Below are 26,247 nucleotides of genomic sequence, written 5' to 3'. Positions count from 1 at the left end.
GGGCGTGCCTGCTACCGGCCAAGGAGACAGGGCCTGCTTCTGTTCGATCTCAAGCTGGCCGCGTGTGCTGAAGATGCACCGGTTAATGGAGTTCGAGAAGGAAGTTACGGCTGCTGCTTGTTAGCACTTGGCCGCGCTTCTTCATGCAATCTTATATAGACCACGTTTCGGAGTGCGCGGAACTTCGGCGTCGGTGTCTGCGTCACGCAAGGAAGAGGATGCAGTTCCGTGACGATAAGTGGAGAAGGCCCATTGGGCCTTCTCCTTTTGATGAGAAAAGACGCTTTATTTGGTCACTCTGGCTTGCAGTGAGACGCGGGTATATGCCGATTCCCCTCTCAGCCTGATGTAGTAAGTGCCAGCGGCAGGCGCAGCGAGGTTTAGCGTTTCGTTGTTGCCGGGGCGTGTAGAAAACATGTCATGGTCCGTGACCGTGGGAATCTTTCCACGCTTCATGTAGAGCGACACATTGCCTGTGCCGCCGTAGCTGAGTACACGCAAGTTGCTTGTACCGCTCGGAACTTCCACGCGGAACAAGCGATCGCTGCCTGCCGCACCTTCCAAGCCGGTCAACGGCACGGCTGACTCAAGTGGGGTGACACCTTCGGCCACACTTTGGAAGATCTCTCCAAGAAGATCTGCGTAAACCTCAGAGGTGGCGTTTGGCGCATAGAAGTACAGGCCTCCGGTTTCTTGTGCCAGCCGCGAGAATACGTCGCGGGAGGATGGAGTCGCCGCAATGGACTCGTTGCTGTTCCCGTTTGCAGCGCGAGTTCGTCCGGTTGCGCTGGCCACGCAATCACCCGACAGCAATACATGCACTCGTGTTCCACTGGCGCGAGCTTGGGCAATCAAGCCATCGACGTCGCCAGAGTGTGGCGAAGCATCCGTAGCCAGAATTACCGATCCTTCGGAGTCCTCATCCTCCCCAATGCGCGAAAGCGCAAGGGAGAGTGCGCCCAACGAGTCCTCTGGGCAGTCGTCTCCGCCGCTCGCGGTGAGTCCTTGCACGGCATTGACCACAGTGGAAGTGTCTTCTGTATTGGGGAGCCGTAGCGTCGGCGCATCCTTGAAGCTGATCAACTCATACGACGTGGCGCGCTGTTGCTCACCGCTATTGTTGTTCTCCACAAAGCTGGCGAGCGCCGACTTGACGCCATTGAGTTGCGTGTCCATGGACCCCGTATCGTCGATCGCCAGTTCCACGCGATTTGGCGGCCATGTGGTCACCAAGGTGTTGACTCGGACTTCATCGCCGCAACTGCCGGTATGGACGGATTCAAGGGTGGTACGGTTGGCAGGATTGCGTGCACCGCCGGCCAGGCGCAGGATGCTGAAATTCACCTGTGCCTTGCTGTCCAGGGCATTGTCGATGACGAGTGTGCCGTTGCGTACTCCCGCCACTGGATCGCGGGAGACGGTGGAGGCCATAAAGCCGCTGACTTCCGCAGTCTGGGCCGAAAACGGGCAAGTCACGGTGGTGCTGGCCTCGCCGTTGATGCTGGTTCCACCGGAGATGCGCACCGCGGGAGTGCCAAATCCCCAAAAGATTCCTGCTGGGCTAGCATCCTTCCCGGACGCGGCTTGTGCGTGGCTCAATCGTGTCAGCTCGCCTGTACGCGTATTGAGCTGGTAGACCGTATCAGGGTCGAGCTGATGCAGGTATCGCAGGCCGAGCTTGTTGAGAAGGAGCTGAAGTTCAGGTCGCTCTCGCACCAACTGATCGGAAAATTGAGTTGCCTTGTCCAGGAGCGCTGGCTCGGGAAATGTCTTGGGCTCGACATTCGTCCCGTGGGATGGCACTGGCATGGACAAACCTGCCATGAGCAGAGCGCCAATAGGAAATAATGCACGCATTCTCGATGTCACGATTACGTCTCCTTGTATCGCTACAACGCGGCGACAGCATCGGGTTGATAGCCCGTGCTCACTGCCCAGGATGGGCAATCCTTGTGTTTGGTGTTGGCAGAGCGTGGCGAACGGCTAGCGCGCTCGACCTCTAAAGCGGCTGCGTCCATAGCTCATGCTGCCGCTTGAGATCATGAAGCCGTCTTCTGGATCGAACAGGTAGCGGTCGTGGACGTCGTATTGCATGAGGCCCACGATGCAGCCGAGCGCACGATCCAGCGTCTCCATCAACGCAAGATGCTGCTGCATCACTTCTGGTATCTGTCCCTTCGAAGCGAGCAGCGTCTGAAAGCGCTGAGGATCGCTCATGGTGACCACGACCTCGGAGAGCGTCTCCTGAAGAGTGGAAAGGTCTGTGACAGCCCGTTGATGCAATGGGTGATCGCTACTCGGTAGCGCAGCAGATGACGCAGCTGCGACTTCCCTGGCAACGTCGGCCAATGAGGATTCCCAGTCTGGTGTGCCCGCGGAACGTGCCAGCCTCTCCACCGTCCGCCGCAGCCGATCCACCGTTTCTTCTTGCAGTCCGCGGTCCATCGCATCCTCGCAATACATGAGTTGAATTGAGTCAATTGGCGTAAAGGCCAGCCACTGAGGCGAAGCTTGGCGGATCATAGCGCTAGAGGCGCCTGTGCGGTACCTGACTGCAACACGAAGCTGCAAAGTTGAGGATCTCGTCGCCTATCCGTATCCGGATCCTCGGGACATGAGGGGGGGCAGCAGACGCTTCCGCTTCGACGACACACGTGTACGGCGAAGCCTTGCTGGAAGTTCGAGCGACGCGAAGGCAGCTATCATTGCACCTGCGCCCCGCGCCAACACACCGGAGACATGGAGAGCCGATGGCCAATATCACCAAACGCCGTAAAGGCGAGCTGATCCGCATGCTGTTCCAGATCCTCAAGGCGCAGCCGGAGGGGATGCGGGCCAGCGACGCGCTGGAGGTGCTGGCCAAGCAGGTCACGATGACCGAGTACGAAGCTGGGGATTACCAGACCGGCGGCCGCCGCTTCGAGAAGATCGTGCGCTTCAGCACCGTGGCGCCGGTGAAAGCCGGTTGGATGATCAAGGACAAAGGGATCTGGACCCTGACGCCCGATGGCGAAGCTGCCTTGCAGGCCTATCCCGACCCCGAACAATTCACCCGCGCGGTCGGCCAGCTCTACCGCAAATGGAAGGGCGCGCAGCCGGACCCCGTCGAGGACGACGAGGGCGAGGAAGAACTCGGCGAAGGCTCGGCCACCATCACCCTGGAAGAGGCCGAAGAGAGGGCCTGGACCGAGATCGAGGCGTACCTGGCGGCGATGCCGCCATACGACTTCCAGGAACTGGTCGGCGCACTGTTGAAGGCGATGGGCTACCACGTGGCGTGGATTGCGCCGCCCGGCAAGGACGGCGGCACCGACATCATCGCCTACAACGACCCGCTCGGCACCCGGCCACCACGCATCAAGGTGCAGGTCAAGCGCAACGCCAACTCCCCGCGCATCGACGTGAGAGACCTGCGCAGCTTCATGGCCGTGCTCGGCGAGGGCGACGTGGGCCTGTTCGTGGCCCTGTCCGGCTTCACCAAAGATGCCGACTACGAGGCGCGGCAGTCGCATCGCCGCATCAGCCTGATCGATGCGCGCAAGCTGCTGGGGTTGTGGACGGCGCACTATGCGCAGCTCGACGACATCGCTCGCGCGCGTCTGCCGCTCAAGCCGGTGTGGTTTCTTGCTGGGGGCGAATGAGAGGGGAGATTTCTCCCGACAAACCATCGCGAGCGCGTTGCTCGCGTCATTCCATGACCTGCTTGCCTTGTCTCGCCACTGGCGTGGATAAGGCACCATCGCTTCCCGCCGCCTGTCGCGTTCGGGTCGCCATTGTTCATTGCGAGATGTGTGATTCATGCCATTGACTCTTCCCCAACTGGAACGCCATCTGTTCAAGGCCGCCGACATCCTGCGCGGCAAGATGGATGCATCCGAATTCAAGGAATACATCTTCGGGATGTTGTTCCTCAAGCGTTGCTCCGATGTGTTCGAGCAGCGCCGCGAGCAGGTCATCGCCGAGCGCAAGGATGCGGGCGAAAGCGACGCGCAGGCCAGGGTGTCCGCCGAAAATCCACGCTGGTATAAGGTCGAAGGTGCGTTTTGGGTTCCGCCGGACTCACGCTACCAGACGCTGCTCAACGATGCCCATCAGAACGTGGGCAACGCGCTGAACAAGGCGCTGTCCGGGATCGAAGACACCAACAACAGCCTCGACGGCGTGCTGGAGCACATCGACTTCACCCGCAAGGTTGGCCAGAGCAAGATCCCCGACATCAAGCTGCGCCAGTTGATCACCCACTTCGGTCTGCACCGGCTGCGCAACGAGGATTTCGAGTTTCCCGACCTGCTGGGTGCGGCCTACGAATACCTGATCGGCGAATTCGCCGACTCCGCCGGCAAGAAGGGCGGCGAGTTCTACACGCCGCGCTCGGTGGTACGGCTGATGGTGCAGTTGCTCAAGCCCGAGCAGCATCACGACATCTACGATCCCTGCAGCGGCTCGGGCGGTATGTTGATCCTGTCCAAGGACTACATCGACGAACACGGCGGCGACGGCCGCAAGGCCAACCTGTTCGGGCAGGAGTTCAATGGCACGGTGTGGTCGATCTCCAAGATGAACATGCTGCTGCACGGCATCAGCACCGCCGACCTGCGCAACGAAGACACGCTGGCCGAGCCGCAGCATGCCGCCGGTGGCGAGTTGCAGCGTTTCGACCGCGTGCTGACCAATCCGCCGTTCTCGATTAACTGGGGCACCGCCGACAAGAACGCCGACGGCAGCCCCGCCTGGGTGCCGAAGTTCCCCGAACGCTTCCGCTACGGCCAGGTGCCGTTGGGCGCGAAGAAGGCCGACCTGATGTTCCTGCAGCACATGGTGGCCGTGACCCGCGATGGCGGCATGATCGCCACGGTCATGCCGCACGGCGTGCTGTTCCGCGGCGGCGACGAGGCGCGCATCCGCGCCGGGCTGATTGCCGACGACCTGCTGGAAGCGGTGATCGGCGTGGCGCCCAACCTGTTCTATGGCACCGGCATCCCGGCCTGCATCCTGTTGCTGCGCCAGCAGGTGCAGCACGGTGGCAACCGCGTCAGCGGCAAGCCGGCGCAGCGCCAGGGCAAGGTGCTCTTCATCAATGCCGACCGCGAGTATTTCGAGGGACGCGCGCAGAACTACCTGCTGCCCGAACACATCGAGAAGATCGTCACGACGTTCGACGAATTCCGCGCCATCGACGGCTTTTCCGCCATCGTCGACAACGCCACGCTGCTGGAGAACGGCTGCAATCTCAACATCCGCCGCTATGCCGACAACGCCCCGGCGCCGGAACCGCACGACGTGCGCGCGCATCTGGTCGGCGGCGTGCCGAAGGCCGAGGTGCAGGCCAAGGCCGCGTTGTTCGCCGCGCATGGCCTGGAACCGCAGGAGCTGTTCGGCGTGCGTGACGCGGCGTATTTCGATTTTGCGCCGACGCTGACCGCCCGTGCCGAGCTCAAGCCTGCCGTCGAAGGCAATCCCGGCCTGCAGGCGAAGGAGGCCGCGCTGCGCGGCGCGTTCGAGGGCTGGTGGCAGGCGCACGGCACTCGCATCACCGCGCTGGCCGGGCGCCAGAACGATGCCGCCGCACTGGTTGCGCTACGCCATGAGTTGCTGGCCAGCTTCAGCGAAGCGCTGGAAGCGGTGGGCCTGCTCGATCCGTTCCAGGTGCGCGGCATCATCGCCGGCTTCTGGGTGCAGACCCGCTACGAATTCCAGACCTTGATGGCGCGTGGCGCCCGCGGTGTCATCGACGCCTGGCGCACCAGCATCGTCACCGCACTGGAGGACAAGGCCAGCAAGGACAATTCGCTGGACCACAAGCTGGTGCGCTTTCTGCTGGCGGAATTCGTCGAGGCCATCGCCGAACTGGAGGCGAAGAAGGCCGAGCTGGACAGCCAGATCAAGGCGGCCGACCCCAAGGCAGCGAAAGACGCCGATGGCGAGGAAGGCGATGCCGAACCGGCCGATGCGGACGAGAACGAAGATACCGTCGATGAAGCTCAGCTCAAGGGCTGGAAAAGAGACCTGGCTGCGGTGAAGAAGCAGCTCAAGGCGCAGCAGGCCCGCTTCACCGACGGACTCGATCGCAAGGTCGCTGCGCTGGACGAGCCGGCCGCCGCGGCGCTGCTGCTGACCATCCTGCACGACGACATGCGCGCCATCGTCGAGCGCTACGTCGCCGCGCAGCGCAAGGAAGTAGTCGCCGCCTTCGAGACCTGGTGGGACAAGTACCGGGTGACGCTGGCGGATATCGAAGGCAAGCGGGATGAGGCGGCGCGGGCGTTGCAAGGGTTCTTGAAGGGGCTGGGATATGTCTGATCTCACCTATGCTGCTCGTCCACTTCGTGACGCAGTTGTTGAGCAGATGGGAGGTGGCACTCCATCTCGCCAGGTGGCCTCTTATTGGAAGGGTGACATACCATGGGCGTCGGTAAAGGACTTTCCCGAGAAGCCGGGAATTATTTCTGGAACCCAGGAGCACATTTCCCTCGCAGGGCTAAACGCAAGTGCGAGCAATCTGGTTCCCGCGCGAGTCCCACTCGTGTGTACACGCATGGCAGTGGGACGATCTGCAATGTCGTCTGTCGCTATGGCGATCAACCAAGATGTAAGGGCGCTATTTCCAGCTCCGGATGTTTCGCCCTCGTATCTGTTGAGATTGCTGGACTTCGTGCGTCCCAAAGCTGAAGCGCAAGCGGTGGGATCTACGGTTAAAGGAATTCGCATTCAGGACTACCTCGGAATTGAGGTGCCCATTGCAGATCCGCCCCAGCAATCGAAGATCGCCGAGGTCCTCGACACTCTCGACACCGCCATCAACGAAACCGAGGCGCTGATCGCCAAGCTCAAGGCCGTCAAGCAGGGTCTGCTGCAAGACCTGCTGACGCGCGGCATCGACGCCAACGGCGAAGTGCGCCCTCCACAGTCCGAAGCACCGGATCTCTATAAGTCATCGCTACTCGGTTGGATTCCTTGCGACTGGGAAGCAGGGCCACTTCAACTCTGGTTGTCTGAGAAGCCAAAGAATGGATATTCGCCGAAAGAGGCGGGAGAGTGGACGGGATGCCAGATGTTGGGCCTAGGATGCCTAACCGGCGTTGGATTTGAGCCAAGTCAGTTGAAGAACGCTCCTTTTGCAGACGCGAGACTCGATTCGGTGATGCTATCTGATGGTGATTTGCTCATGAGTCGAGCGAATACGCGTCAACTCGTAGGTCTTGTAGGCGTCTACTCGGATGTTGGCACTCCATGCGCCTATCCCGACTTGATGATGCGATTGAAGCCAACTGTCGAGACCAGTGCTCAGTATCTGCAGTTTTTCCTTCGATCCCCTAGACTGCGCAGACAGATCCAGGCTCACGCAGTGGGGAAGTCAGAAAGCATGGTGAAGATAAGCGGAAGGATTGTTCGCGACCTTGTCGTTGCGATGCCAGACAGGCAGGAGCAAGCTCGAATTCTGGATGCTCTTTCTGCTGCTAGCACCAATCTTGATTCCGAATCGAAAGCTGTATCAGCATTGCGTGATCTTAAATTCGGCCTCATGGACGACCTCCTCACCGGCCGCGTCCGCGTGACCCCGCTGCTGGATCCCGCCGCCGCATGACGCACACCCTGCCAGCCGCCGAATCGCTGACGGTCGAGTTCAAGAGCGACCGCAGGAAGCTGTCCGACACCGAGCTGGCCGAGGCCGTGGTGTGTCTGGCCAACGCGGACGGTGGCGAGCTGTGGTTGGGCGTGGAGGACGATGGCACCGCGACCGGCCTGCATGCCGATCACCGGCAGTTGGCCGGCTTGCCCGGCCTGATCGCGGCGCGCACGTCGCCGGCCATCGCGGTGCAGGTGGAGGCGGTCGAGATCGACGGTGTGCTCGTGGCACGGATCGTGGTGCCGAAGGCTGCCACGGTGGTGGCGACTGCGGGCGGCGTCTACCTGCGCCGCCGGCTGAAGCACGACGGCACGCCCGAGTGCGTGCCGATGCTGCCGCATGAGCGCGACAGCCGCCTCGGCCAGCTCGGCCTGGTCGATGCCTCGGCGCAGCCGGTGGCCGGTGCGCAGTTGTCCGATTTCGACCCCTTGGAGCGCGAGCGCCTGCGCCAGGCCGTGCAGCAGTACGGTGGCGACCGGGTGCTGCTGGAGCTGGACGACGAGGCGCTGGACGGCGCACTGGGCTTTACTGCGCGCCAGTCCGATGGCCGCCGCGTGCCGACGCTGTGCGGCCTGTTGGTGATCGGCCGGGTCGAGGCGCTGCGCCAGCATGTGGCCACGCATGAGTTCGCGTTCCAGGTGCTGGCCGAACAGGCGGTGCGCTTCAACGAGTTCCGCCGCGTGCCGCTGCTGCAGGCCATCGACTGGCTGGAGACCAACTTCCGGCCGTATAACCCGGAAGAGGAGCTGCAGGTCGGGCTGTTCCGCGTGCCGGTGCCCAAGGTCGACATGGCTGCCTACCGAGAGGCGGTGGCCAATGCGCTGATCCACCGCGATTACCACCGCCTGGGCGCGGTGCATGTGCGGCTGGAGAACGAGGCGCTGGTGGTCAGCAACCCTGGCGGCCTGGTCGATGGGGTGACGCTGGACAACCTCCTCACCACCGAGCCGCGTCCACGCAACCGCGCATTGGCCGATGCGATGAAGCGTATCGGCGTGGTGGAACGCTCGGGGCGCGGGGTCGACACGATCTATCGCGGACTGTTGCGCTTCGGCCGCTCGGCGCCGGACTACTCTCGCACGGACAGCCACAGCGTGGTGGTGCGGCTGGATACTGGTGCGGCTGATCTCGACTTCGGCCGCATGGTGGTGGAGCGGGAGCGGCGCAGCAATGGGGAGCTGCCGATCGACAGCCTGATCGCGTTGGCCGCATTGCGCGAGCTCAAGCGCGTGACCGCCGACGAACTGGCCGCGCGCATCCAGCGCGACCCCGCCAGCGCCAAGCGCACGCTGGAGGCGCTGACCGAGGCCGGCCTGATCGAGGCGCATGGGCAGACCCGCGCGCGCAGCTACACACTGTCGGCCGCTGTGTATCAGCGCCAGGGCGACAAGGCCGCCTATACCCGGCAAGCCGGCTTCACCAGTCTGCAGAACGAGCAGTTGGTGCTGAACTACGTGCAGCAGCACGGGCAGATCCGCCGTGCCGAGGTGATGGAGCTGTGTCGATTGGGTGCCTTGCAGGCCAAGGCGCTGTTGGGGCGGCTAAAAGCGCAAGGGCGGCTGTCCCAACATGGGACACGCCGGGCGGCCTACTACACCCTTGAACCTGACGACTGAAAGGGTGTCGCCAGGAGAACGGGGGCCTTTGGAGGTCTTTGGGGCTCTTTGGAGGTCTTTGGACATCTTTGGATGTCTTTGGATCACTTTGGGGTTCTTTGGAGGTCCATGAGAATGTTGGGATGTCCATGGACGCCTGCATCCAGCCAGGGAGATGCTGATGGGTTGGGAGTTGGAAGACGTCGAAAAGCCTTTCGTGACGCAACTGCAGGCGGTGGGCTGGACGCACCTGGCCGGTAGCCTGGACGACCCCGCCGCCACGGAGCGCAGCGACTTCGCCGAGGTCGTTCAGGAAACCCGGCTGCGCGAGCGCCTGCTGGCGCTGAATCCGGGGCCGGACGGCCGGCCGTGGCTGGACGATGCCCGCCTGGCTGACGCGGTGGCCGCCATCACGCGCCTGGGAGGACACAAGTTGATGGAGGCCAATCAGCAGGCCACCGAGCTGCTGATCAAGGGCCTGACGGTCGACGGGCTGCCCAGTTGGGAGGGCGGGCGCGGGCAGACGATCCGTTATATCGATTGGGACACACCGGCCAACAACCGTTTCACCGTGGTCAGCCAGTACCGCGTGAACTGCCCGCCCGGCTTTAACAGTGCCAAGGCGTTCATCGTGCCGGACCTGGTGCTGCTGGTGAATGGCATCCCGCTGGTGGTGGTGGAGTGCAAGAGCCCGTCCATCCCCGAGCCGTTGAGCGAGGCCGTGGACCAGTTGCGCCGCTACAGCAACCAGCGCAAGGCCGCGCTGGAAGTGGACGAGAACGAAGGCAACGAGGCGCTGTTCGCCACCAACCAGTTGCTGGTGGCCAGTTGCGTGGACGAGGCGCGGGTTGCAAGCATCGGTGCGGGCTTCGAGCACTTCGCGCAGTGGAAGACTGTGGTGGGGCCGGACGGTGCAGGATCGGAGGCGGAGGCGGCGCAACGCTTCGGCAAGCAGAAGCTCACCGCCCAGGAGCGGTTGGTTGCCGGCCTGCTGGCGCCAGCGAACCTGCTGGATGTGGTGAAACACTTCCTGCTGTTCATGCAGGTGGGCGGACAGACCATCAAATCGGTGTGCCGCTATCAGCAGTACCGTGCGGTGAACCGCGCGATCGCAAAGCTCAAGCGTGGCCAGACCCGGCTGCAGCATGGCGAAAGCGATCAGCGAGGCGGCATCATCTGGCATACCCAGGGCTCGGGAAAGTCGCTGACCATGGTGTTCCTGGTGCGCAAGATGCGTGCCGAGCCGACGCTGCGACGCTTCAAGGTTGTGGTGGTCACCGACCGCAAAGACCTGCAAGGCCAGCTGTCCGTGACCGCAACACTCACCGGCGAACCAGTGGAGGTGGCCGACAGTACGTCAGGCCTGAAAGCCCTGGCACGGCGTAAGGGGCCGGGGTTGGTGTTCGTCACCATCCAGAAGTATCGCGATGGCGACACGGCCAACGATGCGCCGCTGAAGGCCGAGGACCTGCCGGGTGCTGGACACGCGGTCAAGGACGCGCGTGCTGCGTATGGCAAGGCCGAAGCGGCTACGGAGCACTTCGAGGTGCTCAACGATGACGACGCCATCCTGGTGCTGGTGGACGAGGCGCATCGTACCCAGGCCGGCGATCTGCATGCCAACCTGCTGGCGGGATTGCCCAACTGTGCGCGCATCGGCTTTACCGGCACGCCGATCATCATGGGCGAGAAGAAGCGCACTCACGAGATCTTCGGCGAGTTCATCGACCGCTACACCATCAAGGAGGCCGAAGCCGACGGGGCGACGGTACCGGTGCTCTACGAAGGGCGTACCGCCAATGGGGCCATCAAGGATGGCGCGGACCTGGACGAGCTTTTCGAGGATCTGTTCCGCCAGCACACGCCGGAAGAGCTGGAAGCGATCAAGCAAAAGTACGCCACCAAGGGCCACATTTTCGAGGCGCCCGCACTGATTGCCGACAAGGCGCGCGACATCCTTCGCCATTACGTCGCCAACATCCTGCCCAATGGCTACAAGGCTCAGGTGGTGGCTTACAGCCGGCTGGCCGCCACCCGCTATTTCGCCGCTTTGAAAGCCGCACGCGACGAGCTGCTGCAGGAGGCCGATGCGTTGAGCCCGCAGGACCAGGCGATGGACGATGATGCCCTGTGCCTGCGGCCGCCGAAGATGCGCGCGGTGGTGCAGGCGTGGCGCTATCGCGAGGTGCTGGCGCGGATCGAGTTCGCGCCGATCATCTCCGGCAGCAACAACGACGATCCCGGCTGGAAGCACTGGACCGACAGTGCTGCCCATGAGTCGCTGATCAAGCGCTTCAAGAAGCCGCTGCTGCATCTGGATGCAACCAAAGCGGATCCGCTGGCGTTTCTAGTGGTCAAGTCGATGCTGCTGACGGGATTCGATGCGCCGATCGCAGGCGTGATGTACCTGGACCGGCCCATTCGCGAGGCAGAGTTGCTGCAGGCCATTGCGCGCGTCAATCGCACGGGCTTTGGCAAGCGCCGCGGCATCGTCGTGGACTACTACGGTGTGGCCCAGCATCTAAAGGAAGCGCTGGCTGCCTATGCCGACGAAGATGTGGTTGGCGCATTGGCGAGTTTGAAGGACGAGGTGCCGGTATTGCGCGATCGGCATGCGCGGGTGGTTGAGCTGTTCCGCGAACGGGACATCGACTCGCTGGCGGACACCGAGGCATGTGTGGACGTGCTGGCCAACGAGAAGCTCAGGGCCGAGTTCGTGGTCAAGCTCAAGGCGTTTCTTGGATCGCTGGACACAGTGTTGCCACGTCCGGAAGGTCTGCCGTTCTCCGCAGATGCCAAACGGCTGGCCTACATTCATGCGCGCGCCCGCAATCGTTACAAAGACACGCCGATACTTGGAAAGGATGTGGGCGCCAAGGTGCGCAAGTTGATCGACGATCATGTGATCTCACTGGGCATCGATCCGAAGATCCCGCCGATTCAGCTGACCGACGCCCAGTTCGATGCTCATGTGGGCCGGGCCGCGAATGACCGCGCCAAGGCGTCGGAAATGGAGCATGCGGTGCGCTCGCATATCCGGAAGCATGCCGACGAGGATCCTGTGCTGTACCGCAAGCTTTCTGAGCGATTGAACGAGATCTTGCGGGCGTTGGGCGAACAATGGAGTGAGGTTGTTGCCCAACTGCAGGCGCTGGTCGACGACGTGCGCAACGGCAGCGTCGGTGCCGCCGATACGCCGACGGGTGTGCCTGAGCATTGTGCGCCGTTTCTTCGCACGGTGATGGACGTGGTCTGCGCCGGGCGCGAGCCGACTCCGGCGGAGCTGCTTCGGTTGATGGACGTGACCGTGGAACTGGTCGAACTGCTGGTGCAGGAGCTGCAGAGCAACCGCAATATCTGGAGTCCGCACAAGCGCGCAGCGCAGGAACAGCTCAACGGCTTGCTGTTTGATCGTCTGATGCGGCTGCGCCCCCCGCTGATGGATGAGGCAGCGGCGGGGCTGCTCACCGACAAGTTGATGGAACAGGCGCGTGCCAGCCATGAGCGGCTGATGCAGGTGTGATGCCATGCGAGCTGCCATGACTGCCTCCAGTCTGCAAGTGGACGATCTGCTGTTCACCGTACGGTACAGCGCGCGCCGACGAACGATGGAGATCACCGTCGAGCGTGATGGTGCGCTTGTGCTTTCTGCACCGCCGGACGTGGCGGAGTCCAGGTTGCGTGCCTTCGTGCAGGAAAAGCGCTTCTGGATCTACACCCGGTTGGCGGAGAAGGATCGCCTGCAACGCCATGCGCCGCGCAAGGCGTTTGTGGGTGGCGAGGGCTTCCTTTACCTGGGGCGAAGCTATCGGTTGAAGATGGTGGCCGACCAGGAAGTACCGTTGAAGCTGTCTGCCGGGCGCTTCTGCCTGGCATCCCATGCATTGCCCGCTGCCAGGGAACACTTCATTCGCTGGTATGGCGAACGTGCCAAGCGCTGGCTGTCGGATCGCATGCTCGAACACGCGCTGCGCATGGACGTCGCTCCGGTCGGGGTAAAGGTTCAGGATCTTGGCTACCGCTGGGGTTCGTGCGGCAAGGGGGATTGGCTGTACTTCCATTGGAAGACCATTCTGCTGCCGGCTCGCATCGCCGAGTATGTGTTGGTGCACGAGATGGCGCATCTGCACGAGGCGCACCACACGCCTTTATTCTGGCTCCGTGTGGAGCGCGCCATGCCGGACTATTTGCAGCGCAAGGCTTGGTTGGCGGAAAACGGCATTGATGTCGAAGGGATCTGACGCGCGGCGAAAGGCGTGTGTCGCTTGATGTTTGCCGCATGCCACCATCCGCGAATGGGGCGACTTGACGCGTCGCACCGGCAGTAGCAATATTACTAAACGGAGCCTAGAAACTCCGCACACAGCGGTACCCACCTCCGACAAACCGGTGGGTTTTTTGTGCCTGCATGCTTCGCAGGTGCAGCCGACGCGACCTCTGCGTCGGGAGGGCGGTGAATACAACACCCGCAAGGGGAATAAGCCCGCCGGCTGTGTGCGGTTTCTAGCCACCCGACTTCCCGTCCGCCGTTGGCGGCGGACGGCCACTTCATGGAAGGAGAGGCGACGATGTCGGAGCACAGAACGGACGACCTTGAAAAGGTGGGCTATTTCCTGCCCGAAGCGAGCCAGTTCCGGCTGGTGCGGCTGGGCGAGTTCATCAAGTTCCTCGCACGGCTGGCGGAGCCACGCAGCGTGTCCGAGCAACGCGAGGCCGCACCGAAGGTACGTGCGGGGGAACTGGCGGTGTGCATGGAACTGCTCGCGGAGCAACTGGACATGGTGCTCCGCGAGGTGTCGTGGCCGGCGCAGCGTCAGTCCCCCTATCAGGCGCCGGGCCATGACGCGGGGAGCGGGGCGCCCGGGCATCGTCTACGGTAGATGCATCGCCGTTTGGCCCATGCGTTGGGGCTTTGATCGGTGGCGACACCGCTGCTGTGCAACCCTGCGCGCGTGGCCGGTGGCGCCACTGCGGTCGTGCCGATGCTGGCGCTTGGTGGTAGGGCTTGCGGCGTCTACATCGAACGCAGCGGCGCGGCTTGCGCCTGCACGGGCTCCTGCTGCTGGCTGCGCTGCAGTTCCTCGGCCCTGGCTTGCTGCTGCACCGCCTCCAACTGCGCGAAGCGCTGCTCCGCCGGCACCGCGAGCGCGTCCTGCATGGGCATGTGCGCGCGGTGCGCGGCGGGGTCGGGCGATGGATGGCCGGTGCGCCACAGGTGCACCACCTCGCCGCTTCCCAAGGTGGCGGTGGGCGTGTTGGCAGCGATCTTCAGGTCATCTTGCGCCGTGAAGCCCTTTTCGCCCGCCAGCAGCAACAGGCTCGCGCTCAGCCGCTCGCTGTTCTCATCCCAAGGTTTGCCGGCCTGTTGATCCAGCCCGCGCACGCCTTCGCGGATCTTCTCGAACAAGGGGGTGTTGGGGTGTCCAGGATCGCCCGGCCGGGCGCGTCCTGCTTGCGGAGGATCAAGCTCAGGCGTTGGACTGATGTGCTGGTGCGAGTCCCTGGTGTGTTGCAGCAGTCCGCGCGTTGGCGGGGTGGTGCTGGTATCCCAGTATTCCTGCGGCGTGGCCGCAGTGGCCTGCGGCAAGGTGATGCCGTTGCGCTCCAGCAAGGTCTCGTTGAAGTGCAGGTGCTGCATGTTCAGGTGCATTTGCGGCGCGACGCCGCCGACCGGGTGCGCATAGGCGCGATCGATCGCAATCGCGCGGCTCACGGCGCCGGCGCCGTAGTAATTCGAGTAGTCCGAGTCGCCGTGGTAGCCGATGCTGGTCGTCTGACTTGGCGACAGACCGGGAGTGCCCTTGGGGCTTTTGTCGAAGTAGTAGCTGGCTTCTGTGGCGATGTTCCCGGGTGTCATCGGGAGCGAACCGTCGGTATTGAAGGTCAAGCCCGGCTTTGCTTGGGCTTGCCTGATGTTGGACGGGTTGGGCTCGACAAAGTCATCCAGCCGGCTATTGCGAAGCGTCATCATCGACGTCAGGTCTGCACTGGGATCGCGCTGCTTTACCCTGTCCAGCAATGCGTTCCATCCTGCAATTTGGGCTTTGGCTTCGTCTTGCCGATTGTTTGCGACCAACTGTTCAATCGGCAAGGTGTAGTCGTTGATCGGGTTGTTGTCTCTGGCGATGGCCTTGGCTGCTTCGTCGAACTGCCGATAGGCAGCGGCCATGCTGGCTTGATTGAAGGCATGCTGGGTCTCGTGTCCCAACACGAACGTCAGGTCCGTGGCGTCGTATCGATTGAACTGGCTGGGTGGCTGCCCCAGCGTGGTGGGCGGGATGCTCATCGTCTTGTCCGCAGGATTGAACGTGCCGCCTGCGACGGTTCCGCTGAGCGGCGCGAAATTCTCAAGCAACATGTGCCGTTGCCCGTCGGGACTGGTGTTGCTATCGACCGTGGTCACCGCCCGCTGCATTTCATTTGCCAGTGTGGGCGAACTGTTGATCGTTGCTTGCAGGTTGGTGACCATGTCCTGGGTCACCGGTTGAATTTGCTGGCTGCGGTCTGTGTAGGTACTGTGAGCGAAACGCATGCTCATTTCCTGCAGGCGCAGAGAGCCACGCAATGCTTCGGCAGCGGACGGTCCAGACTGGAGCGCCGGGAGGGTGATGACGCCGGATGCCTTGTCGTAAGACCCGGTCAAGGTTTCCGAACCGCTCGGGCCCAAGGAAAACCCAGTCAGATGACCATTGGCGGCTGCCTGGTTGAGGCGCTGTGTGAGATCCCGGTCTGCAGTGATTGTTGCCCTTAATTTCGCTCCTTGATCGGTGGTCACTCCCGGCTGGTTGGCAAACTGAGCCAAGGCGGCTTCTAACTGAGCATTGACGTTTGCCATTACGGTCACTCCCCAAATTTCTGGATGCTGATCGCTTTGACGCAGGTCGAATTTTGGCGCTGGGGGACGATCTGAACATGCATGTTGTTGCGGCTGTAGTGCAGCGCCACGAGTCCTCCGATCTCGTCTTGCGTACTGGGTCTGGTACTGAACCCCGCCGCCTTCAGAGCATGGTCGTATTCGTCAAGTCCAAGGTCGCAAGGAAGGCTGTTTTCATCGACTGAATTGGCCGCCTTGATCAGCTCGATCGTTACGTTCGAGTATTCCTCAAGTTCGCTGTCCAAGTTATACGTTATTCCGTATTGCCACTTCCCATCTGGCAATTTGAGTGCATAAGCCCCCGATTTTTCGTCTCCCTCGAAGGTTGCTCCAATGGCGGACTGAATCGATTTGGCCGATAGGTCGTTGAAATTCTGCGTGCTCTCGATCATCGATAGGAAGCGATGTCCAAGAACGGCTGCAGTCATTTCATTATTCGAGTTCATGTTTCTTCCTTGGCTTGTGTCGGCTGCCAGGCCAGTGGTTGCACAGGAGGTTGAACAAACGGTTAGCGTCAAGGCGAGTAAGATTTTTTCAATTCTTTTCATGGTATGTACTCCTCCTCGGCGTCACTGCGAAAGTGGATGCATCGCATGCCGAATTAGACCATCATGCCTCAGCCTCTTGGGTGCGTGATACCGCAGTTCCTCGGTGCGTGCCGGCGACAGCATGCGGTTGCCGATGCCCGGTTCGAGGCGTCCAGGGAAACCCCGCACCGGCACGTCCATCAGCTCGCCGAAGGTGCGGTAGGCGGAGTTGCTGTTGACGGTCTTGCCGAAGACCTTGAAGTCGTAGTTCGGATAGTCGCGGTCCTGTGCGTTGAGTTCCGGCACGGCGCGCACCGCGGTGTTCCAGCGCTCCAGGATCTCGTGCTTGTCGCCGGTGACGACCGTGCGTGACGGTTGGCCGTCGCGGATGTAGGTGGTGCTGTCGACCTTTTCGCCGATGGAGCGGGCGTAGGCGGGATCGTGCGGGTAGTGCCAGGCGCGCAGGGAGTGTCGGGTGGCGTCGGTGCCGATGGGGATGGCCTGGCCGGTCTGGCGGTCGGTGGCCAGGCCGTGCAGTTCCGCCACCGCCTTGCCGTGTTCGTCGCGCAGCACCCAGAAGGCGTGGCCGGCGATGCCGATGACGCCGAGCGAGCGGGCTTCGATGGCGTAATTGGGCATGGTCGTGTCCTTCCTTGGTCGCTATGAATGAAGCGGGGATCAGAACCGTCGTGTTCCGTTCGGCGGACTCAGTGTGGCTGCGTGGCGACGCAGCGCTCCAGTGCGGTCTTGAGATCCTGCATCGCCTTGTCGACACCCAGGTCGACGAAATAGGTGCCGGCGCCTTTGAGCATAAGCTTGGCCTGGCTGGCACCGGGCGGGCGCTCCAGGCGCAGACGAAAGCCGCTGCGGTTCGTCTCGGGGAAGTCGCCTGATTCCAGGATGCCCTGCGCCGGGTCTTCGCGGGTGACCTTGGGCCAGGAGCTGCTGGTCTCGGACAGGGTGGCGATGCTGGATTCGGCGCAGTCGAACAGGCGCTGGTTGGGCAGGTTGGCCGGGACGTGCAACACCGCCGAGGCCATGGGCGTCCTGCGGGCGGCGGCGGGCATGCTGCATGCGCTGGCGACGAGCGCCAGACCAGCAACTTGGGCGATGCGGTGCCATGGCGTCATGGGGACGATCCTTGCGTGGGCGGTGGCGAGCTTCCTGCTCGGGGCATTAGGACGAATGCGCTTGGTGCTGTTGCGCGGTCAGCGCCGCGCACGCCGCCAGGCAATCAGGGCCACGGCCGCCAGGGCGGCAACGGTGCCGACCGCGGCCACCTGCGCCGCACGCTTGGCGCGTTGTTCGCGCAGGTGCAGCGCCTCTGCGTCGGCGTCATCGGCGGACAGCGGCGAGCGGTACACGCTGTGCGCGGCGGCACGGCCGGAGATGGCGGCACGGCGCGCGGGTGGAGTCGGAGCGCTGTCGGTGGCGGTGTCGTCCACGGCGTGGGCGGTGTCGGTGATCATGGTGGGTTGCATCCTCGGCGCTGCGTTCATGCGTGTCTGTCGATCGAGCGGTCGGTTGGTGGCTGACGCCCTATCTTTCCAAGCGCCACGTTAACGCGGCGCGGGGGAAAAGTAATGTGCAGACGCCCCGGGCCCCGCCGGCTTTGGCTCAGCCGACGTGGCGGACCATCAGCAACACGCGGGTGCCGTAGGAATCGGCCTCCTGCACGGGCTGCCAGCCGTGGCGAGCGTACAGGCCGCCGTCCAGATGCTCGGTCTGCAGGTGCAGGGCGCCCAGGCCCAACTCCGCGGCGTCGGCCAAGGCATGGGCAAGCAGGCGGCCAGCGATGCCGCGTCCGCGGTAGGGATCGGCGACGTACATGCCGCCCAACCAGTACGGGTATTGCGGGAAGGCGTCCATTTCCCGGTATTTCAGCTGCACGGCGGCGATCAGTCGAGGGCCGTCGAAGGCTGCCAGCACGCGCGGCAGGCCGTGCGCATCCGGCGCGCGCTGGAGCTGGCGCAGTTCGTCGTCCAGGGAGAAGCCCGCATCGCGGCCCCAGGCGGCGTGGTACCAGGTGGCGATCTGCGCCAGTTCCGGGGCGTGCTGGTCGAGATGACGGACGTCCATGTGCGGGCGTTGCTTTAATAGGGGAGCAGGCAAGTGTAAGCGGGGAAGGAGCTTCGACCAGGGCCGGGCGACGCGGTGGCCCGCGTCCGTGCGGGCTGTCGGCCGATCACGCACGCGATGCCCGCCACGCGCGGCTTGAACGGCGGCCATGTCCACGCGCCTCTCCACGCGCTCACGTCGGCAAGTTTGGCGATAATGCCGGCCTGTTCCGTCAGGATCGCCGCATGACCGCTCTCACCGAACGTTACGCGCGCGCCGTGGACTACGCGCGCATCGCCCACGCCGGCCAGTTCCGCAAGGGCGGCACGGTGCCGTATCTGAGCCACGTGCTGGGCGTGTCGACGCTGGTGCTGGAGGCCGGCGGCGACGAGGAGCAGGCGATCGCGGCGCTGCTGCACGACGTGGTGGAGGATTGCGGCGCCGGCCACGAGGCGGTGATCCGCGCGCAGTTTGGCGAGGCGGTGGCCGACATGGTGATGGCGTGTACCGACGCCACGGCCGAGCGCAAGGCGGTGCCCGCGGATGTGCCGGCCAAGCGCCGCGACTGGCGCATCCGCAAGCAGGCGTATCTGGCGCATCTGGCCGAGGCCCCGGACGCGGTGCTACTGGTGTCGGCCTGCGACAAGCTCTACAACGCGCGCAGCATCGTCGCCGACCTGGAAGACCCCGACGTCGGCACCGCGGTGTTCGAGCGCTTCACCGCCGGCCGCGACGGCACGCTGTGGTACTACCAGGCGCTGCATGCGATCTATGCCGAACGCGGCGTGGCGGTGCTGCGCGCTTTCTCCAGCGCGGTGGCGCGGATGCAGGCGCTGGCCGCGCGCGCCGAGGACACGGACGCGTTGACGGCGCCTGCGCTGGGTTGAGATCCGCCTCACCGGCCGCTGCGTGCCGTTACGCGACCAAACACGCCGCCGCGCGACCTCGGCACAACCGCGACACGCCGATGTCGGCCGACCGGCTAAGCTTGCGCGCTCCTTCGCGTTGCCGGTCCTGCCCATGTCCACGCCTCCCGCTTCCGCCGCTTCCGGCTTCGTGCGCGTCCGCGGTGCGCGCGAGCACAACCTCAAGGACGTGGACGTGGAGCTGCCGCGCGATGCGCTGGTGGTGTTCACCGGGGTGTCCGGTTCGGGCAAGTCGTCGCTGGCGTTCGGCACGCTGTTCGCCGAGGCGCAGCGGCGCTACCTGGATTCGATCTCGCCGTATGCGCGGCGCCTGATCGACCAGGCCGGCGTGGCCGACGTCGACGCCATCGATGGCCTGCCGCCGGCGGTGGCGCTGCAGCAGCATCGCGGTGCGCCGAGCACACGCTCGTCGGTGGGCAGCGTCACCACCATCTCCAACTCGCTGCGCATGCTGTATTCGCGCGCCGGCACGTATCCGCCGGGGCAGGGCATCATCCATGCCGACGGTTTCTCGCCGAACACCCCGGCCGGGGCCTGTCCCACCTGTCATGGTCTGGGCCGCATCTACGACGCCACCGAGGCGTCGATGGTGCCGGACCGTTCGCTGAGCATCCGCGAGCGCGCGGTGGCGGCGTGGCCGCCGGCCTGGCACGGGCAGAACCTGCGCGACATCCTCACCACGCTCGGCCACGACGTCGACGTGCCGTGGGCGAAATTGCCGAAGAAGACCCGCGACTGGATCCTGTACACCGACGAGCAACCGACCGTGCCGGTGTATCCCGGCTTCACCCTGGCCGAGACCCAGCGCGCGCTCAAGCGCAAGCAGGAGCCGGCGTACATGGGCACCTTCAGCAGCGCGCGCCGTTATGTGCTGCACACCTTCGCCACCACGCAGAGCGCGCTGATCAAGAAGCGTGTGGCGCAGTACCTGATTAGCACCGCATGCCCCAGCTGCGACGGCAAGCGGCTGCGCCGCGAGGCGCTGTCGGTGACCTTCGCCGGGCTGGACATCGGCGAGCTGTCGCAGCGTCCGCTCGGCGAGGTGGCCGTGCTGCTGCGGCCCGCGGCGGAAGGCCGCATGCAGGGCCGTTCGCGGCATCCCGAGCAGGCGCTGGCCGCGCAGCGCATCGCCCAGGATCTGCTGGCGCGGATCCAGGTGGTGGAGGCGTTGGGCCTGGGCTATCTGACCTTGGAGCGCAGCACGCCGACGCTGTCGCCTGGCGAACTGCAGCGGCTGCGCCTGGCCACGCAGATCCGCTCGCAGCTGTTCGGCGTGGTCTACGTGATGGACGAGCCGTCGGCGGGCCTGCATCCGGCCGACACGCAGGCGCTGCTGGGTGCGCTGGACCAACTCAAGGGCGCGGGCAATTCGCTGTTCGTGGTGGAGCACGAGATCGACGTGATCCGCCACGCCGACTGGATCGTCGATGTCGGCCCCGGTGCCGGCGAGCACGGTGGGCAGGTGCTTTACAGCGGTCCGCCCGCGGGATTGGCGCAGGTGCAGGCCTCGTCCACACGCCGCTACCTGTTCGCCGAACCGCACGCCGCTGCCCATGCGCCGCGCACGCCGGAGGCCTGGCTGCAGTTGCGCGAGGTCAGCCGCAACAACGTGGTCGCGCTGGACGTGGACATCCCGCTGGGCGTGTTCACCACGGTCACCGGCGTATCCGGCTCGGGCAAGTCCTCGCTGGTCAGCCAGGCGCTGGTGGAGTTGCTGGGCACGCAACTGGGGCAGGCGCCGGCCGAGGCGGAGGAGGAGCTGGATCCGCTGGAACGCGGTGCACGCGTGGCCACCGATGGCTACATCGCCGACGGCCTGCAGCACGTGCGGCGGCTGGTGCAGGTGGACCAGGCGCCGATCGGACGTACACCGCGCTCCAACCTGGCGACCTACACCGGCCTGTTCGATCACGTGCGCAAGCGCTTCGCGGCCACGCCGGCGGCGCGCAAGCGCAAGTACGACGCCGGGCGTTTTTCCTTCAACGTGGCCAAGGGCCGTTGCGAAACCTGCGAAGGCGAGGGCGCGGTGAGCGTGGAACTGCTGTTCATGCCCAGCGTGTATGCGCCGTGCCCGACCTGCCATGGCGCGCGCTACAACGCCAAGACGCTGGAGATCGAACTGCGTGGCCAGAACATCGCCCAGGTGTTGCGCATGACCGTGGCGCAGGCCTTGGCCTTCTTCGCCGACGATGCGGCGATCGCGCGGCCGCTACAGGTGCTGGTGGAGGTGGGCCTGGGCTATCTGCGGCTGGGCCAGCCGGCCACCGAACTGTCCGGTGGCGAGGCGCAGCGCATCAAGCTGGCCAGCGAGCTGCAACGTGCGCAGCGCCGCGGCACCGTGTACGTGCTGGACGAACCCACCACCGGCCTGCACCCGGCCGACGTGGACACGCTGCTGCGGCAATTGCACGGGCTGGTGGAGGCGGGCAACACGGTGGTGGCGGTGGAGCACGACATGCGCGTGGCCGCGGCCAGCGACTGGATCATCGACATGGGGCCAGGAGCGGGTGGGGCGGGGGGCAAGGTGGTGGCGGCCGGTGTGCCTGCTGTGGTGGCGCAGCAGGCCGACAGTCGAACCGCGCCGTTTCTGGCGGTGGAGTTGGCGGGGTGATCGGGCTGTTGCAGTGAGTGCCTGTCGCCTGATGTAAATCCCACGTAGGGGCGGCTTCAGCCGCGACAGGCATTCCCGGGAATGCCTGTCGCGGCTGAAGCCGCTCCTACGAAGGTCGACGAGCTCGCCCGCACGTCTGGGGCCAGCGGCGCAGCAGCCGACGATGGCTACTGGTCGTCCAGCCCGACGTTTTGCGCCGCGCTGGCCGGCGGTACGTAGATCCGTTCGTGCGGCACCTGCAGCGCCGCCTCGCCGTGCTGCAGGTTCAACGCCTGCGCCTGCACGAAATCGGTGATGTCGGTGATCGAGAGGGCCTGCTGTTCGCCGTACTGGCGCAGCGCCTGGCCGCGCAGCCCCAGTTGCAGTGCGCGGCGCGGCAGCGCGCTGCCGTCGGGCGCGTGATCGGGGTCCCACTGCAGGCGTACGTCGGACTGCTGGACCGCATCCTTCCACGCGGCATGGCTGGCGAAGCGTGCCGGATCGAACGTCGACGGGACCGCGGCACGCAGCAACGCGTCGAAGAAGGCGCGCGGCAGCCGGATCGCCAGGATCCGCTCCTGCCCCTGCTTCTGCGCCCAACCGGCGCGGTACATCATCCACAGGAAGTTCGGCTTGATCCAGCTCATGCGGTCGTAGCTGAACTCGCCGCCGAAGCGTTGATGGGCCACCGCGAACTGCGCGATCGCGGGACGATAGGCCTGGTAGACATCGATCGCATCGGCGTCGAAGTGCGCCAGGATGTGACGGCCCTGGCGGGGCCAGGTGGGCTGCAAGGCAGCATAGGAAACGGAATGCATCTGCGCGCAGTCTACGTCGCCGCAACAACGGCGTCGATCCTCTGCCGCGTGTCCCCTGGCCGGTTGCCTGCGGTCACACCTGCGTGTACTGAACCGCTCAGGCAGCGCTCGCCCCCAGGCTCGCGCGCTGAGACCGGCACTGGCTACCCTGGTGCACCGCCCTTCCCGGAGTCCCCATGAGCCGACGTTCCGGCAGCGCCGATCTGCCCTTGCACGGTGGCCGCGTGCCGCACTGGCTGGGTGCGCGCATGACCCGGCTCGGCGCGGTGATGTGCCAGGCCATCGTGCACAGCTACGGCCGCGACGAACTGCTGCGGCGGCTGGCGCATCCCTTCTGGTTCCAGTCGCTGGGCGCGGTGATGGGCATGGACTGGCATTCCTCCGGTATCACCACCAGCGTGCTGGGTGCGCTCAAGCGCGGCCTGACGCCGCTGTCCGGCGAACTGGGCCTCCACGTGTGCGGCGGCCGCGGGCGGCATTCGCGGGCCACGCCGGACGAACTGCAGGCGGTGGGCGAGCGCACCGGCCTGGACGGCGTGGACCTGGCGCGGGTCAGCCGCCTGGTGGCCAAGGTCGACAGCGCCGCGGTGCAGGACGGCTTCGATCTGTACCTGCACGGCTTCATCGTCAGCGACGACGGGCGCTGGGTGGTAGTGCAGCAGGGCATGCACGGCGCGCGCAAGCAGGCGCGCCGCTACCACTGGCTGTCGGAAGGCCTGAGCAGCTTCGTCGATGCGCCGCATGCGGCCATCGACGGTCCGCGCCAGGGGCGCATCGTCAATCTCGCCGATCACCGTGCCGCCGCGGCGCGCGCGGCGCAGGTGGATCTGCTGCAGACGCTGGCGCCGGAGCGCATTGCCCGCGAGTACGCCGCGCTGGAGGCTGCGCAGGCGTCGGCACCGGTCGCCGCAGCGCCGGCCCGCGCTGCGCAGCCGCGGTGCGACACTGTGCCGGCCGCCGATGCGCTATTCGCCGAGACCAGCGACCTGTTCGCGCCGGCAGCGGCTGCGCTGCCCGAGCGCCGCCCCGCGGACCTGCCGCATCTGTCGCTGCCCGACCATCACGACGTGCGCGGCAGCGACGTCGTGGTGCGGCGCCTGCACGGGGCGCTGGCCGCCGCCGCCGAATGCGGCCCGCGCGATTTCCAGGATCTGCTGCAGGTGCCGGGCGTCGGTGCGCGCACGGTGCGCGCGCTGGCGCTGGTGGCCGAGGTACTGCATGGCACGCCGTGCCGCTTCAGCGACCCGGCGCGGTTCTCGCTGGCCCACGGCGGCAAGGACCGGCATCCGTTCCCGGTGCCGACGCGGGTCTACGACCACACCATCGGCGTGCTCAAGACCGCGGTGGTGCAGGCCAAGCTGGGCCGCGAGGAAAAGCTGGAGGCGATCCGCCGCCTGGACGCGCAGGCGCGCCTGCTCGAACCGACCGCGCGTGGCCCGTCGGTGGAGGACTACATCGCCGAGGAGCGCGCGCAATCGCACGCCTACGGCGGGCGCAGCGTGTTCGGCTGGGAGCCGGCGCCGCAGGCTGGCGCAGCACGGCGTGCCGCACGCGCGCGGTAAGGCCGTCAGCTTGATGGCCTGTGGTCGTCACGATCGAATTGGATGCAGGGCGCCCTTTTCTAGCCGTCAGCGGCGATTCGGCCGCGACGCGTGAGTTCATCGGCCCATCCGACGCATTGCAGTCGGGACTGAAGTCCCTCCCACAAGGAGGGCCCACCGGCAGTGCGGCCGTCGGCACGTGCACCGGAGACCATGGCTCCGCCCGTGCGTAAGTCCGCCGTCATGCAATGGCGATGGTCGGAGGAGGGCAAGGGGCTGATCGCCTGCCATGTTCCTCCCGTTTCAGCGATCGCCCGTATCATGGCAGCCACGGCGCACTGCGTCGGTGCTCCCAACGATGGGTACGCCGAAGGACGTTTTTCCCAGCATGTGGTCTGCCATCAGCAACTTCGGCGACGCGGCGATGACGCTGCCGCTCGCGCTCGCCTGCGCCCTGTGGCTGGCGCTCGGTGGTGACGGTTGGCGCGCCGCCGGCACCTGGCTGGGCCTGCTGGCGACCGCCGCGGCGCTGGTGGGAGCGACCAAGATCCTCTACGCTGGCTGCGGCGTGGAGCTGCGCGCACTGCAGTTCCGGGTGATCAGTGGGCACACCATGCTTGCCGCCTGCGTGTGGCCGATGGCGTGCATGCTGTGCCTGCGCGCGCGTCCACGACCGCGATTGGCAGTGGCCTGCGGGTTCGCCATCGCCAGCGTGATCGCCATCGCTCGCGTCTATGCACGTGCGCACAGCCTGTCCGAGGTCGCGGTCGGTGTGATCGTCGGGGCCGCGACCACGGCCTGCTATCTGCAGTGGCGCGGCGCGCCGCAGTTGCCCGCGCGCCTGCGCCTGTACGTCATCGCGTCGGTGCTGTCTGTGTGCGCGCTGATGTACGGACGCCACGCGCCGATCCAGCACGCCATCCAGACCTACTCGCCGGCGCTGTGCGGCCGCGACGGCTAGTCGCGCCGTCATCTTTCTGCAGGCGCGTGCACGCGCGCTTCGCCTGTCGTATGCCTGCTCTTGACCTGGGCGTTGCTACACCCGGAATCCATGGCCGTCATGGCCGCTTTCAGGAGACGTCGCGATGCCGGAGCAATCCACCACCACCCGTGCGCGCCGCGCCAAGCGCGAAGGCAAGGCCGGCACCACCCAGGCCGGCGAATTCGTGCGCGAGGAGATCGACCGCGTGCGCGAGGGCAAGACCGAGGTGAAGTCGACCAAGCAGGCGATCGCCATCGGCCTGTCCAAGGCGCGCCGCGCCGGGGTCAAGACCGGTGCGTCGAAGACCGCGTCGAAAGCCACCAAGAAGAAGGTTGCGCAGGAAGAGGCCAAGGGCGGCAAGCAGGGCAAACCGTCGCCGGCGCGCTCGCGCGGTGCCAAGAAGGCACTCAAGACCGCCAGCAAGGGCACGACCGCCCGCAAGACCGTGGGCAGCGAGGCGCTGTCGACGCAGACCAAGCGCGCGGCGAAGAAGCGCAGCGCCAGTAGCCGCTCGGCCGCGGCGAAGAAGGCTGCGCAGACCAAGGGCGCGACGGTGCGCAAGGCCGCAGCCAAGAAGGCGGCGCAGACGCGGGCCAAAAAGTCCGGTACGCGCACGTCGGCCGCAAAAAAGAGCACGGCCAAGTCCGCCTCGGTGAGGAAGACGACGGCCAGGAAGGCCGTGAGCAAGACGGCTTCGGCAAAGAAGACC

General features: G+C 65.1%; 20 protein-coding genes and 1 pseudogene. 12 read left to right on the top strand and 9 right to left on the bottom strand.

The features are described 5' to 3' along the window. Positions 1 to 285 precede the first annotated feature (285 nt). Both AC1G9L_RS16505 and AC1G9L_RS16500 read right to left on the bottom strand, forming a co-directional pair. Positions 286 to 1,809: a pre-peptidase C-terminal domain-containing protein gene (locus tag AC1G9L_RS16505; RefSeq protein WP_481069531.1), complete on the bottom strand. Its 1,524-nt coding sequence runs from the start codon at positions 1,807 to 1,809 to the stop codon at positions 286 to 288. 174 nt (positions 1,810 to 1,983) lie between these two features. After that, a complete protein-coding gene (locus AC1G9L_RS16500) occupies positions 1,984 to 2,523 on the bottom strand; it encodes a hypothetical protein (RefSeq protein WP_481069530.1) in 540 nt (179 codons plus the stop codon). 227 nt (positions 2,524 to 2,750) lie between these two features. Here AC1G9L_RS16500 and AC1G9L_RS16495 point away from each other — a divergent pair, with 227 nt between their 5' ends. From AC1G9L_RS16495 to AC1G9L_RS16465, 7 genes are all read left to right on the top strand, one after another. After that, the gene (locus tag AC1G9L_RS16495; RefSeq protein ID WP_019799837.1) at positions 2,751 to 3,641 is read left to right on the top strand and encodes a restriction endonuclease; all 891 of its coding nucleotides are present in this window, start codon (positions 2,751 to 2,753) and stop codon (positions 3,639 to 3,641) included. A gap of 157 nt (positions 3,642 to 3,798) precedes the next feature. Then, positions 3,799 to 6,300, top strand: a complete 2,502-nt coding sequence (locus AC1G9L_RS16490) for a type I restriction-modification system subunit M (protein WP_481069529.1) — start codon at positions 3,799 to 3,801, stop codon at positions 6,298 to 6,300. Beyond that, on the top strand, positions 6,293 to 7,585 hold the full coding sequence (locus tag AC1G9L_RS16485; protein WP_481069528.1) for a restriction endonuclease subunit S: 1,293 nt from the start codon (positions 6,293 to 6,295) through the stop codon (positions 7,583 to 7,585). Before AC1G9L_RS16490 ends, AC1G9L_RS16485 begins: the two co-directional genes overlap by 8 nt. Next, entirely contained in the window at positions 7,582 to 9,243 is a 1,662-nt protein-coding gene (locus AC1G9L_RS16480) for an ATP-binding protein (protein ID WP_019799835.1), read from the top strand. The genes AC1G9L_RS16485 and AC1G9L_RS16480 overlap by 4 nt, the downstream gene beginning before the upstream one ends. A 154-nt stretch (positions 9,244 to 9,397) precedes the next feature. Next, positions 9,398 to 12,745, top strand: a complete 3,348-nt coding sequence (locus AC1G9L_RS16475; RefSeq protein ID WP_019799834.1) for an HsdR family type I site-specific deoxyribonuclease — start codon at positions 9,398 to 9,400, stop codon at positions 12,743 to 12,745. Positions 12,746 to 12,761: 16 nt separating this feature from the next. Continuing rightward, on the top strand, positions 12,762 to 13,463 hold the full coding sequence (locus AC1G9L_RS16470) for a YgjP-like metallopeptidase domain-containing protein (protein ID WP_019799833.1): 702 nt from the start codon (positions 12,762 to 12,764) through the stop codon (positions 13,461 to 13,463). A gap of 327 nt (positions 13,464 to 13,790) precedes the next feature. Further along, positions 13,791 to 14,102, top strand: coding sequence for an XAC0095 family protein (locus tag AC1G9L_RS16465; protein WP_481069527.1), 312 nt, complete (start codon positions 13,791 to 13,793; stop codon positions 14,100 to 14,102). A 134-nt stretch (positions 14,103 to 14,236) separates the two neighbouring features. Here AC1G9L_RS16465 and AC1G9L_RS16460 read toward each other — a convergent pair whose 3' ends face one another. The 6 genes from AC1G9L_RS16460 to AC1G9L_RS16435 all read right to left on the bottom strand — a co-directional run bounded on the left by AC1G9L_RS16460 (position 14,237) and on the right by AC1G9L_RS16435 (position 18,702). Then, positions 14,237 to 16,057 (bottom strand): XVIPCD domain-containing protein, encoded by a 1,821-nt coding sequence (locus AC1G9L_RS16460; RefSeq protein ID WP_481069526.1) that lies wholly within the window; start codon positions 16,055 to 16,057, stop codon positions 14,237 to 14,239. Positions 16,058 to 16,062: 5 nt separating this feature from the next. After that, positions 16,063 to 16,644 (bottom strand): hypothetical protein, encoded by a 582-nt coding sequence (locus AC1G9L_RS16455; protein WP_481069525.1) that lies wholly within the window; start codon positions 16,642 to 16,644, stop codon positions 16,063 to 16,065. Between the two features lie 21 nt (positions 16,645 to 16,665). Next, a complete protein-coding gene (locus tag AC1G9L_RS16450) occupies positions 16,666 to 17,262 on the bottom strand; it encodes a hypothetical protein (protein ID WP_019800483.1) in 597 nt (198 codons plus the stop codon). Between the two features lie 68 nt (positions 17,263 to 17,330). Continuing rightward, positions 17,331 to 17,753 carry a hypothetical protein gene (locus AC1G9L_RS16445; protein ID WP_481069524.1) on the bottom strand — a complete coding sequence of 141 codons (423 nt, stop codon included), beginning with the start codon at positions 17,751 to 17,753 and terminating at the stop codon, positions 17,331 to 17,333. A gap of 78 nt (positions 17,754 to 17,831) precedes the next feature. Next, on the bottom strand, positions 17,832 to 18,092 hold the full coding sequence (locus AC1G9L_RS16440; protein ID WP_481069523.1) for a hypothetical protein: 261 nt from the start codon (positions 18,090 to 18,092) through the stop codon (positions 17,832 to 17,834). A gap of 148 nt (positions 18,093 to 18,240) precedes the next feature. Continuing rightward, positions 18,241 to 18,702, bottom strand: coding sequence for a GNAT family N-acetyltransferase (locus AC1G9L_RS16435; RefSeq protein ID WP_019800480.1), 462 nt, complete (start codon positions 18,700 to 18,702; stop codon positions 18,241 to 18,243). 224 nt (positions 18,703 to 18,926) lie between these two features. Between AC1G9L_RS16435 and AC1G9L_RS16430 the strand changes: the two genes are divergently transcribed. After that, positions 18,927 to 19,568 carry an HD domain-containing protein gene (locus AC1G9L_RS16430; RefSeq protein WP_019800479.1) on the top strand — a complete coding sequence of 214 codons (642 nt, stop codon included), beginning with the start codon at positions 18,927 to 18,929 and terminating at the stop codon, positions 19,566 to 19,568. Between the two features lie 133 nt (positions 19,569 to 19,701). After that, on the top strand, positions 19,702 to 22,218 hold the full coding sequence (locus AC1G9L_RS16425) for an excinuclease ABC subunit UvrA (protein WP_481069522.1): 2,517 nt from the start codon (positions 19,702 to 19,704) through the stop codon (positions 22,216 to 22,218). Positions 22,219 to 22,385: 167 nt separating this feature from the next. Here the strand turns inward: AC1G9L_RS16425 and AC1G9L_RS16420 are convergent, their stop codons facing one another. Then, positions 22,386 to 23,015 (bottom strand): DUF4291 domain-containing protein, encoded by a 630-nt coding sequence (locus AC1G9L_RS16420; RefSeq protein WP_481069521.1) that lies wholly within the window; start codon positions 23,013 to 23,015, stop codon positions 22,386 to 22,388. Between the two features lie 176 nt (positions 23,016 to 23,191). Here AC1G9L_RS16420 and AC1G9L_RS16415 point away from each other — a divergent pair, with 176 nt between their 5' ends. The 3 genes and pseudogenes from AC1G9L_RS16415 to AC1G9L_RS16405 form a co-directional block, all read left to right on the top strand. Next, positions 23,192 to 24,577, top strand: coding sequence for a DUF763 domain-containing protein (locus AC1G9L_RS16415; protein WP_481069520.1), 1,386 nt, complete (start codon positions 23,192 to 23,194; stop codon positions 24,575 to 24,577). 367 nt (positions 24,578 to 24,944) lie between these two features. Then, positions 24,945 to 25,517, top strand: coding sequence for a phosphatase PAP2 family protein (locus AC1G9L_RS16410; RefSeq protein ID WP_019800661.1), 573 nt, complete (start codon positions 24,945 to 24,947; stop codon positions 25,515 to 25,517). Positions 25,518 to 25,641: 124 nt separating this feature from the next. Further along, positions 25,642 to 26,136 (top strand): annotated as a pseudogene (locus tag AC1G9L_RS16405) (DUF6496 domain-containing protein); the annotation flags it as partial. Between the last annotated feature and the right edge of the window lie 111 nt (positions 26,137 to 26,247).

The sequence above is a fragment of the Xanthomonas sp. NCPPB 1132 genome (assembly GCF_056629235.1).
Note: the sequence above shows the minus strand (reverse complement) of the source record. Positions and strands in the feature narration are given on the sequence as shown.